Origin of the sequence: Sinanaerobacter sp. ZZT-01 (genome assembly GCF_035621135.1) — a bacterium.
GTDB lineage: Bacteria > Bacillota > Clostridia > Peptostreptococcales > Anaerovoracaceae > IOR16.
Map to the genome: position 1 here is coordinate 2,976,416 of NZ_CP141728.1, position 17,965 is coordinate 2,994,380.

A 17,965-nucleotide genomic window follows, 5' to 3' on the forward strand; every position below is an offset into this window, starting at 1 on the left:
GCTCAATTTTACTGTATAATATTTGTATTATGAAAAGTACTATTAAAAGAAAAACATTTGCTGCAATTTATCGTTTGCTTAATCGAGTAAGCCCCCTTGCTGAAGATTGCGGTACTTTATGTCAAGCCGCTTGCTGCAACTGTGGCGGAGATAGTTCTGATGAGGATGGATTAGATTTTGAAATGGGCATCTATCTGCTTCCGGGAGAAGAAAAGCTGTTTACCAGAAAGGAAACTTGGCTAAAATGGAGTGTAGAATATGCAGAGGATTATGATTTTCCAGATTCCTGGTTCGGCAAAATCTATTTTGTCCGTTGTAATTGTGCTCCTCATTGCCCCAGGGAAATGCGACCCCTTCAGTGCCGCTTTTTCCCTATTGCACCACATCTTACAGACGACGATGAACTGCTCCTTATTTATTCGGACTCCAAATTACCCTACACGTGCCCTCTGATTTCAAAAAAAATGGAGCTAACCCCTTCCTTTTTAAAATCGAGCTATACTGTTTGGAAACGATTGATTCAAGACCCTTTGATTTATGATTTAGTAAAATGGGACTCTTGTATTCGTGAAACGATTACTGCCGTCTATCCTAAATAGATGGCTTCTTCACTTATATAAAAAATCCTAAAATAAAATTAGCATCAGAATTTCTGATGCTAATTTTATTTTAATATTTTATTTTTACTTAATTGGATATGTTGAGCAAACGGTGGATTGCACTTGCAGCTTCTGCACGCGTCATCATATTCTTTCCATTAAACTTTCCATTTTTATCTTCTGATAAAATTCCTAGTCCCTTTGATAATGTCGCATATCCTTTATAAGAATATTCTACGTTGTCTTTAAATACCGTTTGAAACAGTTCTGGATGCTCGGCCGCAATTTCTAAATGAAGAAAGCGAATCATAAGCTTTGCAGCCTCTTGTCTTCTTAATGCAGCATTCGGATTTTCTTCTCCTTTTTTAAGCATACCTTCTTCTATCAATGTCTCATACATTTCATCTTCTTCGTAATCTCTGTAATAAGGATAGAGGTAAATCAAAAATTCTTTTTGACTTATTTTATTATTTGGCATAAATTTTTCACCAGCCAAATAATAACCATTCTCCTTTAATTGATTGACTACTGTTTCACTCCAATGTCCTTTTATATCCGTATATACAGGGATTCCCTTCTCCTCCTTGTATTCCTTCCCATCTCGATCTATGCGACTTCCTGTTTCCGGGTGGATCATACAATTATCATTGACTGATTCAAAATTATATACTAAGCCTATTTCTCCTACCCCGTCTTTCTCTATTTTTTCATAACTTAAGGACAGATCAAATAAGTCTTTATAAGCCGCATAGGCTTTTTGTTTATCCATCGCATTTTCAATAGATGGGAACTCTACGTTGGCATACCATCTCAAATTATACCGGCTTATTTTTCCGGTTTTTCTATTTACGGTGACATCAACGTAGTTATCGGAATAATTAATTCCGTTTACTCTTCGATTATAACAAACGCTATAATAAGGATTTTCTTCATTATATTCATTTTCAATTCTTTCTAAAGATCCTAATTTATCTGCCGATAAAATTTTGGAAATTAACGTTTCGGCTGCAGCAACTGCATTTTTTTCATCAACTTTCATGCTCTTAGTATTGGCGTCTTCATCATAATAATGATGATACGATACTATTTCACCAGTTTTTGCGTCAACACGTCCATTAGATTTTTCATAAGATAAGTCCCAGATATACTGTCCTTTATTCGGGCTATTTTCTATCCTTTTTAAACTTGCTTTATAAGAAGCTGCATATCCAATTTCTTCAAAAGCAGCTTTTAATATGGTGTCTGCTTTTTCCTTTGAAATCAAGCCTGCTACCGTATCAACTTGCTCTTGTTCCTCAGGTGTCAAACTTCCTGCTTCCTCTGCTACTGCTTTGTCACCCATTCCTCTAGCTTCACCATAAAATATTATAGGTAAACTTATTTTGACAATTTTCCCCGTCTTAGCATCCAACGCTTGGTTTTGTTTTGCAGAATTAATATAGGCCGGAAAGATTCCAAATTTGTCATCCTTCCAATTATAATAAGAATAATATTTTAAATTCATTCCAAATTGTTCTAAATAAGCCTTTTCAGCCTCTTCTTTCGATAAAATTCCCTCTTTCGATGGAATTTTTCCAATGTCAGCCGCGTCCCCATTTAGTGAAAAAGAAATGACCTCACCAGAATATTTATCAATGCGAATAGCGGCTTCTATAAATTGTGCGGGCACATCATTGATATATGGTTGGAAGGTATAAGATAGATTGTATGTATTCATCTGATTTTCTGCTTCATCGACCTGTCTAAAATAACTTGCATATTTAGGAAGTACCTTCTTTAAGAAAGCCAGTGCAGTTTTTTCTCCCGCTTTCCTTGTAGTATTAGAAAGCCCCTCTTTATCCCGTTCCTTATAAAGTCGATAACTTAAAAAATTACCATTACTATCAACCGAAACATTTAAATTTTCTGTTCTGTCTTCATTACTCCAACTAAGCTCCCATATAGTAATAGTACTTTTATCATCAAGTTCCTCTTGGCGAGAGTAGTTTGAAAATTTTGTAAAGTTTTCCGGTATGCTTATAACGGATTTTACAGAAAGAATCACCTTTTCCAGTTCTTTGCTTTCTGAATCTGTAGCAAATACAGAAATAGATGAAGTAAACAATAGTGTTAAACACAATAATATACTCCAAGTTTTTTTCATTTTACACACTCCTTTTTTATTTTTATCCTGCAACTAATAAGTAAGACGGTAATTTTCAAAAAAAGTTCCCGTCCATTTACACCCCTAGATAAAATTTCTTTTTCTCATGAAAACTTTGCGTTTACTATTCCTATAGCTTCAATTATAACTCTTGAAAGTAATTAAAAAAAATGATATAATATTTTTTCGAAATAAGAAAGTAGAGTAAATAATATGGATAAAAAACAACAAACTTCCGAACAAATAACAAACGAAATAAAAGAAAATAAAATGGGTACTATGCCCGTGGGCAAGCTGATGCTTTCTATGTCCTTGCCGGCCATGTTTTCTATGCTGATTCAAGCCTTATATAATATAGTCGACAGTATTTTTGTTGCTATGGTAGGCGATAAAGCTTTGGCAGCAGTCAGCCTTGTATTCCCTATTCAAATCCTGATTATTGCAGTCGCAGTTGGAACCGGGGTTGGGCTCAATTCTTTAATATCTCGAAGATTAGGCGAAAAGCGATTTGAAGAAGCAGACAATGTAGCGAGCCATGGTATGATCCTATCCTTTTTTAGCTGGATCATTTTTGCTATTTTCGGTCTTTTCTTCTCCGGAACATTTGTGCAATCTTTTACGGACAGTAATGTAGTCGTAAATTACGGTATTTCTTACTGCACAATTGTCACTGTTTTTTCCCTTTTTATCTTTGTACAAGTTACCGTTGAAAAAATATTGCAGGCAACCGGCAACATGTTAATTCCTATGATATGTATGCTGGTCGGTGCAATTACAAATATCATTTTGGACCCCATTTTAATTTTCGGTCTCTTTGGAGTTCCAAGAATGGAAATAGCAGGTGCTGCAATTTCTACGGTATTTGCACAATTTGTAAGCATGGTTTTCGGCCTGATCTTCCTTTTTACAAAAAAGCATGAAGTTCATGTAAAATTAAAAGGGGTGCGCTTTCAGCTTAAAACAATTAAGAATATCTATTCGGTAGGACTTCCTGCTATGATAATGCAGGCAATCGGCTCTGTCATGCTTGTTGGAATGAATGCAATCTTAATTACATTTTCAGAGGCAGCAGTAAATATACTTGGGATCTACTTTAAATTGCAATCATTTATTTTCATGCCTGTCTTTGGATTAAATCAAGGAACTATGCCAATACTAGGTTATAATTACGGAGCAAAAAATAGCGAACGGCTTATGAAGGCTTTTAAGCTAGCCTTACTGACTGCTATCATCATTATGACGATCGGTGCAATTATTTTTCAAGTGTTTCCAGCTCAACTTATCTCCTTATTCAATGCAACGGATGAAATGTTAGAGATCGGTACACGCGCATTACGTATTATAAGTCTTTGCTTCATTCCTGCTGCAATTGGAATTATGACTTCAACTTTATTTCAAGCGATTGGCCATGGATTTCTGAGTTTATGGGTTTCCATGATGCGTCAACTAATTTTAATTCTGCCGCTTACATGGTTGCTATCTCATTACTTAGGCTTAAATTATGCTTGGTATTCCTTCCCTCTTGCTGAAATATTTGCATTAGCAGCAAGCATACTTTTTTATATTAAAATTTATAAAAAAGAAATTAAACCATATAGAGACTAAAGAGAAATTTCTAAAATAACCGGGCAATGGTCACTTCCGTAGACGTCTGTACATAATTCAACTTCATTGATCTTATCTTTCAGACGTTCGGAAGTTAAGAAATAATCAATTCTCCATCCTGCGTTGTTCGCTCTTGCATTAAATCGATACGACCACCAAGTATATACACCAGTCTTTTCCGGATACAAATAACGATACGCATCTATAAATCCGACATCTAAAAGTTCTTGCAATTTTCCTCGCTCTTGATCAGAGAATCCTGCATTCCCACGATTTGACTTTGGATTTTTTAAGTCAATTTCCTTATGTGCGACATTCAAATCTCCACATAAAATAACAGGCTTTTTTGCGTCTAGTTTTTTTAAATAATCCCTTCTTGCATCTTCCCAATCCATTCGATAAGCAATTCGCGCAAGTTTATCTTGTGCATTCGGCGTGTATTCGGTCATTAAGTAAAAATCATCGAATTCCAAAGTAATGGCTCGCCCTTCCTGATCATGCCCGTCTGCATCAATATGATATTGTACTTGTAATGGCTTATTTTTCGTAAAAATTGCAGTTCCGGAATAGCCTTTTTTCACTGCACTATTCCAATACTGTTCATATCCTTCTAATGGAACTTCAGCTTGCCCCTGCTGCATCTTTGTCTCCTGAACACACACAATATCCGGTTCTTCCTTTTTAATAAAATCTAAAAATCCTTTTCCCATGCAAGCTCTTAATCCATTTACATTCCATGTAATTAATTTCATTTCACTTTTTGTCCTCTCTTTATTAATTTATTTTACCATAAGTGCAATCATTCGTACTTTTCTTCACACTTTATTTATTACCCGATTTTTCAGTAACTTATCGTAACTTTTTCAGATAAAATCTTTTTTAAGCGATCTTTTGTCAAATAAATCGTTATATTTTAAAGGACAGAGCTCATAATCAAAGCCAAGGTTTCAAGCGCTGAGCAAAAAATCACTACCATATATACAATGAAATAATTATGTTTTAGTATATAAAAAAACTCTGTAACGTGTGTAAATTAATTAAATCCTTAGATTCGACACGGTACAGAGATTAGAAACATTTTAGTTTCAGTCTTTTTATTATTATGAATATGAGCAAGTCTATAAGCCGGGTTCTGTATTTGACAATCATCTATCTAGGCGCATTGTCACCAATACGCTCATGCGACCTACCTTCCGGGAAGCGACGGGCAGCCGCCTTTCAGGCATTATGCAGCTAAAGCTGCAATTACCTCCCTGCTTGGTCTTGCTCCGAGTGGGGTTTACATGGACGCAGAATGTTACCATCCTGCCGGTAAGCTCTTACCTCACCTTTTCACCCTTACCACTTAATGTGGCGGTATATCTCTGTTGCACTTTCCCTAAAGTCACCTTCGCCAGACGTTATCTGGCACCCTTGCCCTATGGAGCCCGGACTTTCCTCACGTAGCATAAGCTACCTGCGACTGTCTGGCTTACTCATATCTTTTCTATTATATCATAAAATCATATGGATTTAAATCAATTTTTGACTCAATAATTACCACACGGTCATTTAATTTTTCACGAAGTTGTGCTGCCATATTTTTACGAAACAAATGTTCTGTACCAAAATGTCCTGCATCGATAAGACAAAGATTCATTTCTTTTGCCATCTGCGCTTCGTGATGTTTCACGTCACCAGTGATGTATACATCACATCCACACAGAGCAGCATCTTCTATAAATTCACCTGCAGCGCCCGTGCAAAGACCTACCTTTGAAATGATTTTATCTGCATCCCCTGAAATTCTAAAGCTTCCTCCATATTCTAATACTTGATCTAAAACATTTGCAAAACTGGAAAGTGACATCGGATGTGGCAAATAACCCATTCTTCCCATCGCTCGCTCTTCTCTGCCTGCCTCTTGCTTCATCTGTACAATATCCAGGAGAGCTAATCTATTTGCAAGGTCATCGTTATTTCCTCCATCCGCAGTATCGAAAGCCGTATGAGAAGAGTATACGGAAATGCCGGTAAAAATAAGATCGATCAAGTAACTTCCAATCACGGTATTTTTATCAATTTGCTTTACGCCGTGAAACAAAAGAGGGTGATGTGTTATGATCAAATCTGCATTTTCTTCGATTGCCTCATTCACCACGTCTTTCGTAATTTCTAAGCATACTAAAATCCGTTCTACAGATTCTCGTCCCATATCAATCTGCATTCCGCAATTGTCCCAAGATTCCTGTAAAGATTCTGGTGCAATTTCATTTAATATTTTTCGGCATTCACGTATAGTAATACTCATTTTACAATTTCCTTCCTATCCTCTTTTTCATTTCTGTCAGCAAAGAAATACGCTGCTTTGCTTGTTGACATCTTTCATGGGATTCCTGTCCTACACCTATCAGGATCTCTTCTAAAATGCCGTTTTCAATTCTAATTTTATTTTCAATATAACTTAACAGTAGGGGGTCTTGTTTTTCAAATAGAATCGGATTCACTTCCAATTCTAATCTTTCTTCCATTTCCTTGATTTGTTTTTCTGTTATTTTTTCAGTATCTTCATTTAACTGTGCAACAATTATCTCACAAAGAAAACGACCTTCCCTTACTAATATCTCATCGGTAACTTGAAATCCATGCAACAGAAGCCATTTTTTTAATTTTTCCGGTGCAGTTCTAGGTTGTAAAACAAATTTATTATAAGTTTTTGATTTCTGCAAGTTTTTTTGTAAAATTTCACACATAAGAAGTCCGCCCATACCGGCGATAACTACGACATCTACTTCTCCGCTTTTTAAAGGCTCTAGTCCACTGCCCAGCCGCAAATCAAAGTTAGAATTCTTTGTATACTGTTCGATATTTTTTTTAGCTTTTTGCAAAGGTCCCTCATTAATATCAATTAGCACAACAAAAGGAGAAATTGCATTTTCATACAGAAAAATAGGCAACAAACCATGGTCTGTGCCTATATCTGCAATCGTTTCTCCCACATGAATGTTTTCAGCTATTGTTTGCAGCCTGTCTGATAACTTCACCATGGATACTCCTTTATTCTAAATAGTCTTTTAATTTTTTACTTCGGCTTGGATGACGCAGTTTACGTAAAGCTTTTGCTTCAATTTGACGAATTCGTTCACGTGTAACATCAAATCGGCGTCCAACTTCTTCTAACGTTCTGGCTCGTCCGTCGTCCAGACCAAAGCGAAGTTTTAATACTTTCTGTTCCCGATCTGTTAAAGTATCTAATACTTCTACGAGTTGTTCTTTTAACATAGAAAAAGCGGCTGCTTCTGCAGGTGCCGGCACGTCATCATCCGGAATAAAATCTCCTAAATGACTATCCTCTTCTTCTCCAATCGGGGTTTCCAAAGATACTGGTTCCTGAGCAATCTTTAATATTTCCCGTACCTTTTCCTCGGAAATATCCATCTCTAATGCAATTTCTTCCGGCGTTGGTTCTCTTCCATATTCCTGCAATAACTGTCTCGAAATACGTATCAGTTTATTGATGGTTTCAACCATATGCACCGGAATACGAATCGTTCTGGCCTGATCCGCAATGGACCTTGTAATTGCCTGTCGTATCCACCAGGTAGCATATGTACTGAATTTATATCCTTTTCTCCAGTCAAACTTATCTACCGCTTTGATAAGACCTAGATTACCTTCTTGAATCAAATCCAAAAAGAGCATTCCTCGTCCAACATATCTTTTTGCTATGCTCACAACTAATCTCAGATTTGCCTCACATAGTCTCTTTTTTGCTTCTTCATCCCCTTGCTCCATTCTTTTAGCTAAATTAATTTCTTCATCTGCCGAAAGCAACGGTACTTTCCCAATTTCTTTTAAATACATCCGAACCGGATCATCTACCGCAATTCCCTTTGGAAGGGTTGCTTCCAGGTCTACTTCGGTTTCTTTACCCAGCGCTTCGATTTCCGAATCATCTTCATTCTCAAGAGCCAAAATTTCAAAATCATCCGGGTCCGCTTCACTTACAATCTCAATCCCCATGGAAACCAAGGCATCGTAAATATCATCCATTTGATTTTTATCAAGCTCAATGTGCTCCAGCTGGTCTGATATTTCCTGAAAAGAAATAGAGCCTTTTCTTTTTGCTTTTTCAATCAGATCATTGACTGTATTAAAATTTTTTTCGTCATGGCTTTCTGTTTCATATCCCATAAATATACTCCTCTGCTCATTTATCTTTGCACTTTTTGTTTTTGTATTTCCATTAATTCCCTAGTAAGCTGTTCGATGACACTCGAATCCATATCTTCATCCGATAAGGATAGAATTTGTATAATTTCTTGCTCTCTCTTATGTCGAAAGCCATCTTCTATATGAGAGATACAATCCGTAAAAACATCTTCATCTCGGTCAGCTAAATATACATCTTTCCATATAGATCTTAGCATTTGATATTCAGCTGGTTCCAAAGCATCTGCTAGTTTTTTGCGATCAATTTCTTCATCATCTTTATAAAGCGATTGAATTAATCCATAAATACGCATACAAAAAGGATTTTGAAAAATCGTTTCATAAGGCTTTATCCTTGGAACATAAGAGCTTTTTAAAAGCATCAGCTTTATTAAGCTTTTCTCCAAAAGAAGCTTTGAACCGTCCATTTTCTTAATACTTTTTTTATCCGTTTCGTGTTCAGGCTGAGACATTTCTCGTGTTTTGGGGTTCAAATGCTCCATATTGCTTCCATAAACCTCGAGACGAATTGCTCCTTCTGAAATATGTGTTTCATTCGCAATTTTTTTAATATAAACATCAGTTTCCACTGGACTTAATTGTCTTAAAAATTTTGCAGTTTCTTGTAGAAAAATTACACTTTCCTCTGTTGATTGTAAATCATATTTTTGTCTTAGCTTTTGAATTTTATAGCTTGCAAAAGGAAGCGCTTTTTTCACAAGCTGTAAAAAGGCATCTTTTCCATTCTTCTTAATAAATTCATCGGGGTCTTTTCCATCCGGAATATGAAGTACTTTCACCTTACATCCCATGCGATGGAGAATATCCATCCCTCGCAGTGTAGCAGCTTGTCCGGCTTCATCTGCATCATAAGATAATATAATATGATCTGTGTAGCGTTTCAGCATAGATGCTTGACTCTCTGTCAATGCAGTCCCTAAAGAAGCAGCAACATTTTTAATCCCGCTTTTATATAGAGATATCACATCCATATAGCCTTCTACTAAAATGGCATAGTCTTCTTTATTAATATCCTGTCTTGCCGAATTCAATCCATATAAATTATTTTTCTTTAAAAACACAGGGGATTCCGGTGAATTTAAATACTTTGGCGTTTGATCAGCAATTGCTCTTCCTCCAAATCCAATTACTTTTCCCCTTGTATTGATAATAGGAAACATAACTCGATTTCGAAACTTATCATAGTAGCGGCCTTTGGACTGTGAAATCAAACCCAGCTCTAAAAGTAATTTAATATCCGTTCCTTTTTCCATAAAATGACGATATAGGCTGTCCCATTTTTCGTCCGCATATCCGATACCAAATTTCTTAAGCGTGCCTGCATCCATTCCTCTTTTTTTCATATACTCAATTCCTGGATTAGCCGTCCGGGTAAAGCTCCGATAGAAAAAAGATGCCGCTTCTCTATTTATGTCGTAATAAATTGCTTTTTTTGATTCCTTATCATATTGATTCTTCTTTAACTCAATTCCATATTCAGCTGCTAATTTTTCTACGGCGCCCTGAAAATCCAAATTATGATAGCGTTTGACAAATTCTATCACATCTCCACTGGCTCCGCAGCCAAAGCAAGTAAATATTTGCTTTGCATCAGAAACAACAAAAGAAGGCGTCTTTTCATTGTGAAAAGGGCATACCCCTTTGTAATTACTGCCAGCTTTTTTTAACACCACATGGCGACCGATTACATCAACAATGCTGCACCTACTTTTTATTTCCTCTATTACATTTTCCTGAAATCCTGCACTCAATTCCGAAACAACTCCACTCTTTGAATGTATTGTCATCAGCAATACAATATGATTTCTTAATCATATTCGACAAAAGAGATTGCTTTCCTTTTTTTTTATAAGTTTTTTTCTTTTTTATATTTATATTTTACTTCCAACCCTTTGGAACAAATATTTCATTAAACATATTAACAGCATAACGGTCCGTCATTCCTGCAATATGATCCTTAACGACCTCAGCTAATCCAAATTCATCTATCATTTCTAATCTTTCTTTTGGGAGTTTAGACGGATTTTCTAAAAAATAATCATATAAAAAGAAAATCATATTCCTAATTTTATCTAATTCTTCATCTTTTTTCACTATTTTACTGTGATAAACATTTTTAAACATAAAATTACGGAGGTGATCCATCAACTCCAACGATGGTTCACTCATTTTCATTTCATTTTTTCCATCGCTGTTTTGTATTAAATCTCGAACTAAAGTATCAATTCGTTTCCTGTGATTATCTCCCAGGCCTAAAATACATTCTTTCGGCAAATCTTCCTGAGATATAATTCCTCCCCGAATTGCATCATCAATATCATGATTAATATAAGCAATCCGATCGCTGAATCTCACTGCCTGCCCTTCCAGAGTAACCGGCTTGTTCAGTCCCGTATGGTTCAGTATCCCATCCCTAACCTCAAAGGTAAGATTCATCGCTCTTCCATATTGGTTTCTTTCAAGGTAATCAACGACACGAAGGCTTTGTACGTTATGTTGAAAACCTCCGGGATGCCGCTCATCCAAAAATGCTTCTCCGTTATGCCCGAATGGCGTATGACCTAGATCATGCCCCATAGCAATTGCCTCCGTCAAATCTTCGTTTAATCCAAGTCCTCTTGCTATAGTTCTTGCAATCTGTGCAACTTCAAGGGTGTGCGTAAGACGAGTACGGAAATGGTCTCCTTCTGGTGAAAGAAAAACCTGTGTCTTATGCATCAGCCTTCGAAGCGATTTAGAATGAATAATGCGGTCTCGATCCCTTTGGTATTCGGTCCTGATTTCACATTTTGGTTCTACCTGAATTCTCCCCTTTGTTTCTGCTGATTTCGCTGCAAAAACAGATAGTATATTCCGCTCTCTTTCTTCTAATTGTTCTCTTAAAATCACAGATTTCCTCCTTTTGTTTGACATTTTATTAAAATGTCAAACTCTTTGCAATTTTTTTCCCCAATGCATCCTCTACTTTTTGCAAATGCATCACAACAGCCTGTTGTATTGAATCATCTAAGAACATCAAATCATCCATGATGTTATCCATTAGACGCTGTTGCATTGTTTCATCCAAACTGCGAAAGAATATCCCTGCCTGCATAAAGCAACGTCTAATCGAGGCTTCCAAATTGACATTGGTATAATTTTCAGTGCTATAAACCGGCCACTCTTCTCTTTCAACTTGCAGCTTTTTAACCATTTCTTCTTGCTGCCGAATGCTCCCTAACCGATACCGCTCTGAATCTTTACACGCAAAATTAAGAATGCGCAGCAATGGTATATTGGAAAGCCGAATTCCAGGTACGATATTTCCAGGGCAAAATGTAACTTGCTCTACTTCTTTTTCATAATCTTTACAATTTCTTTGAAGAACCAGTTTTCCGACCGCAAGCTTCTGAGCCTCTTTTTCCGTCCAAACACATGTAACATCTAATGGATTAAATGAAATCGCTTTTGTATTAACTGGTAAAATCTGAATATATAATTCATATTCCACTGTTTTCTGATCCTCTAAAGTCTCAAACAAGTCTCTTCGAGCAGCATCTACATCAAATCCGCTTAAAAATTCTGCTTCCTGTCTCGTAATGTTTTTGATCCCTTCCAGCGGTTTAAAATAATATTTTACCAGATACTTTTTTCCTTCTTCGTTGATCCATTCATATGGAAAAACACTATAGCCAGCCATTTTCCGATAACTTTTTAATGTTCCATAATCGGAATAAAGCCACAATAACTTATGCACGGATTTTGGTGTTTTCGCAATAAAATCCCAAAACTTTCCTTTATCTACTATGTTGCTTTCCTTTTGAGGTTTTATAGATTCTAAGTACGAAAAATATGCTGCCGGTTCACTGACAAATTCAACCGGAAGATGACTTCCCAAAAAATCATAATCCCCCTGTTTTGTATGAAATTTTACACAAAATCCCCTTGTGTCTCTTACGGTATCCGAAGATCCTCTCTGCCCATTCATGGTAGAGAACCTCACAAATACGGGTGTTTCTTTCTCACTGCTTTGCAGAAAGTCTGCCTTTGTATACTCTTTTAGCGACATATATGGCCGAAAATATCCATAAGCTCCTGCACCTTTTGCATGAAACAATCGTTCCGGTAATTTCTGTCGATTTAATAGAGCGGCTTGATCAATAAAGTCCAATTCACTAATTGTTTCATTCATAGTAACCCCCCATTTATACATATATCTTTTTTTATAAGCTTCTTATGAAAATTATGAGCCAACCAAAAGTTTGGTGACTCACTTTACAAGGTTGCTTATGATAACAGAAATCGAACACATGGATGTTCGAAGACTATATTATAATATATGTGAAAATGAGGAATCTGTTCCACTGAATCTTCTATGCCGATATTTAAATTCCTGTATGTCCAAAACCTCCTGAACCCCTACGAGTTTCAGACAAGTTTTTAGTTTCTTCCCATTCAATTCTTTCATATTTTGCAATCACGAGCTGAGCAATGCGGTCGCCGTCGCGAATCTCAAATTCTTTATCACCCATATTAATCAGTAAAACTTTAATCTCACCTCGGTAGTCACTGTCAATCGTACCCACTCCATTAGCCATACTAATCCCATGTCTAATTGACAGTCCGCTTCTCGCACGTACCTGTGCTTCAAATCCCTGTGGAAGTTCAATAAAAATTCCAGTCGGAATCAGTTTACGCTCCATCGGTTTCAGTCGTATCGTTTCATCTATAGAGGCTCGTAAATCCAAACCTGCTGAACCTTCTGTTTCATACTGCGGTAATCGTCCGCTTGCACTTTTAATTTTTATATTCATGAAGCTCTCCTTCGTTAAAATAGGACAATATCTAGGATTTTTGTAAAATTCCTTTTAAATCTACTTCCTTTCTGCCTACCAAAACTGCTGAATACTGTTTCACATCTGAAATGATATTTGCAGTATCAAATATTTGCTCCATCGTTACTCCGCTGATATTTCTCAAGACCTCTTCTGGCGTATGAACCTTTCCTAACAACAATGTATTTTTCCCGATGGTAAACATACGTCCATTTACATTCTCAAGTCCAAAAATATAATTGCTCTTCAACTGCTCTTTTGCAGTTAAAAATTCTTCTTGCGTAATGCCGTTATTTTTTAAAGAATGTAATTCTTCCATAATACCATAAATCGCATCTTTTACTTTATTATGGCTGACTCCCGCATAAATCGTAAAACTTCCTAAGTTTACATATGCTGCAGCCGCAGAATAAACAGAATATGCCAGTCCTTTTTCTTCACGAATATTTTGAAACAATCTAGAGCTCATACTTCCGCCCATAATGTTATTTAAGACAGCCATTGCGTAATAAAGCTTATGCTCCAGTTCAATTCCCTTTAACCCAAGGCAGATATGTGACTGCTCGATTTCTTTCGTTTTTACAAGATAAGTCGGCTTATATTCAGCAATTTTTAATGCTTTTCTTTCTTTTTTTTCATTTAAAGAATGGAGCTTTCCTTCTAGAAACTCGCAAACTTTATCTTCATTAAAATTTCCCGCCAAAGAGATTACAATATTATCACGCGTATATTCTTTACCCATATAATCCATAATGTCATCTCTTTGAATGCCCATCAGTGATTTTTCTGTACCGATAATTGGACTTTGCAAATCCGTTCCATGAAAAACTGCTTCGCTGATTAAATCCTGAGCATATTCGTCTGGGGAATCTTCGATCATCTTCATTTCTTCACAAATGACCATTCTTTCTTTTGCCATTTCATCAGGGTCGAATTTTGAATTTAACAGCATATCAAGTAATATCTCACAACCCTTTTCCAAATTAGAATCTAAAGTTTTGAGATAATAACAAGTTGCCTCTTTTCCCGTAAATGCATTAATATGACCCCCTATTTTATCTACATCGGAAGCAATTTCCTTTGCAGAGCGCAGCTCAGTCCCTTTAAACAGCATATGCTCAATAAAATGGGAGATTCCGGAATTTATTTCATTTTCATCTGCCGAACCTGCCTTTACCCAAATTCCTATTGACGCCGATTGCACATAGGGTATTTTTTCCATAGCAACCCGAATGCCGCAATCTAAAATTCTATTTATTAACATAAATACACCACTTTCTTTTCATTTGTTTACAAAAACATATATATTATTATATCTAATTTTCAATTATCTTGCAATGTCTTCTAATAAATTCCCATTTCTCTCAGTGGAACGATCGTTATATTTTTCTGCTGTATTTCATCTATCATTTCCGGTAAGGCTTTCGCTGTTTCCGGCTTTGGATGCATTAAAACAATAGCGCCAGATAAATCTTTTTTCAAAATACGTTCTTTTATAATATCCTTTGTAGAGCCCGGCTTCCAATCTATGGTATCTGATGACCAAAGAGACAGCTTATAATTCATCTCTCGGCACAGTTCAAGCGTTTCACTATCATAATCTCCTGAGGGTGGCGCATATACAGAAGGTTTCTCACCTATATAAAGAGCAATTGCGTCCTCCGTTTTCTCCATTTCTTCTTTTTCCTGCTCTTTTGATATTTTCGTACTAAGTTTATGCGAATACCCGTGACTTTGTATCTCATGTCCCTCTACGTACATCCGTCGAAGCAAGCTCGGATTTTTTTCCGCCCATCTTCCACATATAAAAAATGTAATTTTTATATCCTTTTCTTTTAACGTATCCAACATACCCGGTAAAACTTCTTCTCCCCAATCTACATTACAGGTAAAAGATAACTTTTGGCTTTCCAGTGGTCCGCTTCGCATTACAATATCTTCTTCTCCTTTTACAGCGGCTGCCTGTATCCCTCTTCCGCAAGTGCTTTCAACCGGTCCAAATAAAACAATAAAAAAAGCAGCTATTTGATAAATTCCAAATAGAATAGCGATCGTACCGACAATGAGAAACGTATATTTTTTCCACTTCAACATAAAACAACACCTCAAAGTAATGTATGTTTGAAGTGCTGTTTCTTATTCCTTTTTTATAGATTTTATTCTTTTGTAAATTTAGGAAGGTTTATTGATTCAGCATTTTACAAAGCACTGTCGCTGCTTCTGCTCTGGTTGCAAGTCCCTGCGGGTCAAAATTTCCTTCTGGTCTTCCGCTCATAACAGAACCTGATGTAATCTCCTGCACAGCTTCCAATGCCCACGGGCTAATGAGAGCGGAATCTGTAAACGCAGTATTTCCTTCTGAAGAAAGCTTAATATCTGCTAATGTTGCATAATTTTTCAGCATAATGGCCATTTGCTCTCTCGTTATGTTTGAATTTGGTGCAAAAGTGATTTCATCCATCCCTTTTACAATACCTTTGGATACTCCCCAATTTACATAGTTGTAATACCATTCTGTGCTTGGAACATCCGCAAACCCACTCGGTTGAACATTTTGTACGTCTTCCTTAGAAGCGGCCGCAAGCATAGTTAAGAATTGTGCACGTGTCAACTGAGAATCTGGTTGGAACATCGTTTGACTCATGCCTTTTACAATTGACTTTCCTGCAAGATTTTCAATATAGTCTTTTGCCCAATGCTCTTGAATGTCTTCAAATGTAATTTTCGTCCCTCCAACTTGAACTGGAATGGATTTTGTTTTATCTCCATAGCCAACATAAATATAACCGCCAATCGCAGCTTGTTCTGTCGCAGTAAACAATCCGTTTTCATCAATCGTTCCAATGTTTTTATCGCAGGACCATTTAAATAAAGAGTCCTTGGATTTGACAGGAGCATATCCAAATTTTGCAACAACATTGATATCCTTTGTTCCTTTTGGGTCTATCGTTAAGCTGCTTACCGAAGGGGTGAAAATAATATCATCCACTACCTGTACCTCGGCTGTAGCAGAAAGATCACCGGATTTTACAGTCACTTCTTCTGTTCCTGCCTCCATTCCGGCAGTGTAATAACCCGTATCATTTACCGTTCCTTTTCCTTTTGTGACTTCATAAGATAAGGCTCCTGGAAGGCTTGCTGATTCATAGTGGGAATCAGAAGCATACGTTTTAAATTGTACATCAGCACCAGGCATAGCTAACGTCATTGCAGAATAAATATGAAGATTTTCGGCAATTCCATTACCAGATCCTTCATAAACCAAAAATAATCCATTGCTAAGTTTTCGAAGACTGCCCTCAGACGGAGAGTTAATCACGGATGCCTTATCTGAAATTCCTGGGTACCTAACAGCAAAGGAAGTTGACCCGCCTCCATCCATATTTAAAACGGTTGTACATCCTTGTGCAATCAAATGCTTTGCCAAATCAACCAGTCCAAGACCAGCAGAAACAGAAGACTGCCTCCCATCTACACCATAGATTATCATAGAGCCATCTTCTTTAATGCCAACAGCAGTCCTTGGGTTAACAGAATTGCTGGTCGCTGTTACCTTTCCGTTCTCTGCAATCACATGATATACACCAATGACTTCGTTTTTATTCGTTAAAGACTCATCATTATCCGTAACGGAAATTTCAACTGTGTTTCCAGGTGTCAAGGAAGAAAGGATCGGTGCACTTGCAGAATCTGATACTGTTGACAGTACCATCTGATTATCTGTCATCGCAGTATTTCTGGTATTTTGCGTGACTGACACAACCGTTGCCGTTATGGTTCCACCAATCATCGGCTCCGTGTTATCTAAGTTTCCTGCGTCCAGTAAAACTTCTACACAATTTCCAGAAGTCTTTGTTGTAGAAGCATACTGACGATTAAACAAATGTAATCCCTTTGCCCCTCCATGCGGAACATTAAAATAATTGATCTGCATTGGGATTTCGCCGTTTCCATTATTCGCTTTTGCAGTATACGTTAAATTGACGGCAGCCAAAGAAGCTGCACCCGATGCATCAAAAGCCAGAACACGATCTGGAGCATATCCAGAGCTTTTTATTTTATTGTTATGTACGGTTAACCCTTTCGGTGTACCCGATGCAGTATCGTATAAATCTCCGTTAATCCCGGCAATGACACGATACCCGCCTTGTTCAATCCAGTCGATCATGCTGCTTAATGTGTATTTTCCGGCGACTTCACCGGAGAATACATACGGCTGTATCAATCCATCCAGTTCATCACTGTTTACCATATAAGCATGTTCAATCCCATTTTGAATATGTCCTGCTATCTGCTCTTTTATGTATGTCTGATTTGCGATTTCTCGATTCGATTCATAATAGATATTTCCAATTCCTTCTTGAAATGCATATCCACTTAACACCGTGCTTAACGTTAAGCTTAACGCAAGTATGGCTGCTAATTTCTTTTTCTGCATATCCCTTTCTCCCTTTTTTATTCCATATTTCTTGACTGTTTCATTCTATAAAATTACCATAGAAATATCAAGGTTCTGTTTGATTTCTTTTCTGTGACATTTCTGTTAAATTCGATCCCCAAAGTTCTCTAAAGATACTCTTTTATCTCTGCTA

At 36.9% G+C, this 17,965-nt stretch carries 14 protein-coding genes and 1 other RNA gene; 2 read left to right on the top strand and 13 right to left on the bottom strand.

From position 1 onward, the window contains the following. The first annotated feature begins 29 nt into the window (after positions 1-29). Entirely contained in the window at positions 30-599 is a 570-nt protein-coding gene (locus U5921_RS14415) for a hypothetical protein (RefSeq protein WP_324824154.1), read from the top strand. Between the two features lie 88 nt (positions 600-687). Here the strand turns inward: U5921_RS14415 and U5921_RS14420 are convergent, their stop codons facing one another. Next, positions 688-2,742 (bottom strand): YcdB/YcdC domain-containing protein, encoded by a 2,055-nt coding sequence (locus U5921_RS14420; RefSeq protein ID WP_324824155.1) that lies wholly within the window; start codon positions 2,740-2,742, stop codon positions 688-690. 213 nt (positions 2,743-2,955) lie between these two features. Here U5921_RS14420 and U5921_RS14425 point away from each other — a divergent pair, with 213 nt between their 5' ends. Continuing rightward, complete coding sequence (locus U5921_RS14425) at positions 2,956-4,347, top strand: MATE family efflux transporter (protein ID WP_324824156.1); 1,392 nt, start codon at positions 2,956-2,958, stop codon at positions 4,345-4,347. Here U5921_RS14425 and U5921_RS14430 read toward each other — a convergent pair. The 12 genes from U5921_RS14430 to U5921_RS14485 form a co-directional block, all read right to left on the bottom strand. Next, positions 4,344-5,099, bottom strand: a complete 756-nt coding sequence (locus tag U5921_RS14430) for an exodeoxyribonuclease III (RefSeq protein ID WP_324824157.1) — start codon at positions 5,097-5,099, stop codon at positions 4,344-4,346. The two genes, U5921_RS14425 and U5921_RS14430, sit on opposite strands and share 4 nt — an antisense overlap. Positions 5,100-5,452: 353 nt before the next feature. After that, an RNA gene (rnpB, locus tag U5921_RS14435) (RNase P RNA component class A) lies at positions 5,453-5,825 on the bottom strand. A gap of 11 nt (positions 5,826-5,836) precedes the next feature. After that, positions 5,837-6,637, bottom strand: a complete 801-nt coding sequence (locus U5921_RS14440; protein ID WP_324824158.1) for a Nif3-like dinuclear metal center hexameric protein — start codon at positions 6,635-6,637, stop codon at positions 5,837-5,839. 1 nt (position 6,638) lies between these two features. Beyond that, on the bottom strand, positions 6,639-7,373 hold the full coding sequence (locus U5921_RS14445) for a class I SAM-dependent methyltransferase (RefSeq protein WP_324824159.1): 735 nt from the start codon (positions 7,371-7,373) through the stop codon (positions 6,639-6,641). A 10-nt stretch (positions 7,374-7,383) separates the two neighbouring features. Beyond that, positions 7,384-8,520, bottom strand: a complete 1,137-nt coding sequence (rpoD, locus tag U5921_RS14450; protein WP_324824160.1) for an RNA polymerase sigma factor RpoD — start codon at positions 8,518-8,520, stop codon at positions 7,384-7,386. A gap of 20 nt (positions 8,521-8,540) precedes the next feature. Continuing rightward, positions 8,541-10,346 carry a DNA primase gene (gene dnaG, locus U5921_RS14455; RefSeq protein ID WP_324826006.1) on the bottom strand — a complete coding sequence of 602 codons (1,806 nt, stop codon included), beginning with the start codon at positions 10,344-10,346 and terminating at the stop codon, positions 8,541-8,543. Between the two features lie 91 nt (positions 10,347-10,437). Then, the gene (locus tag U5921_RS14460) at positions 10,438-11,448 is read right to left on the bottom strand and encodes a deoxyguanosinetriphosphate triphosphohydrolase (protein WP_324824161.1); all 1,011 of its coding nucleotides are present in this window, start codon (positions 11,446-11,448) and stop codon (positions 10,438-10,440) included. Positions 11,449-11,476: 28 nt separating this feature from the next. Beyond that, positions 11,477-12,730, bottom strand: coding sequence for a catalase (locus U5921_RS14465; RefSeq protein WP_324824162.1), 1,254 nt, complete (start codon positions 12,728-12,730; stop codon positions 11,477-11,479). Between the two features lie 193 nt (positions 12,731-12,923). Further along, positions 12,924-13,352: a dUTP diphosphatase gene (dut, locus tag U5921_RS14470; protein ID WP_324824163.1), complete on the bottom strand. Its 429-nt coding sequence runs from the start codon at positions 13,350-13,352 to the stop codon at positions 12,924-12,926. 31 nt (positions 13,353-13,383) lie between these two features. Next, the gene (locus tag U5921_RS14475) at positions 13,384-14,637 is read right to left on the bottom strand and encodes a pitrilysin family protein (RefSeq protein WP_324824164.1); all 1,254 of its coding nucleotides are present in this window, start codon (positions 14,635-14,637) and stop codon (positions 13,384-13,386) included. Between the two features lie 80 nt (positions 14,638-14,717). Then, positions 14,718-15,467 (bottom strand): polysaccharide deacetylase family protein, encoded by a 750-nt coding sequence (locus U5921_RS14480; protein ID WP_324824165.1) that lies wholly within the window; start codon positions 15,465-15,467, stop codon positions 14,718-14,720. An 88-nt stretch (positions 15,468-15,555) separates the two neighbouring features. Then, positions 15,556-17,811 (bottom strand): S-layer homology domain-containing protein, encoded by a 2,256-nt coding sequence (locus tag U5921_RS14485; RefSeq protein WP_324824166.1) that lies wholly within the window; start codon positions 17,809-17,811, stop codon positions 15,556-15,558. Between the last annotated feature and the right edge of the window lie 154 nt (positions 17,812-17,965).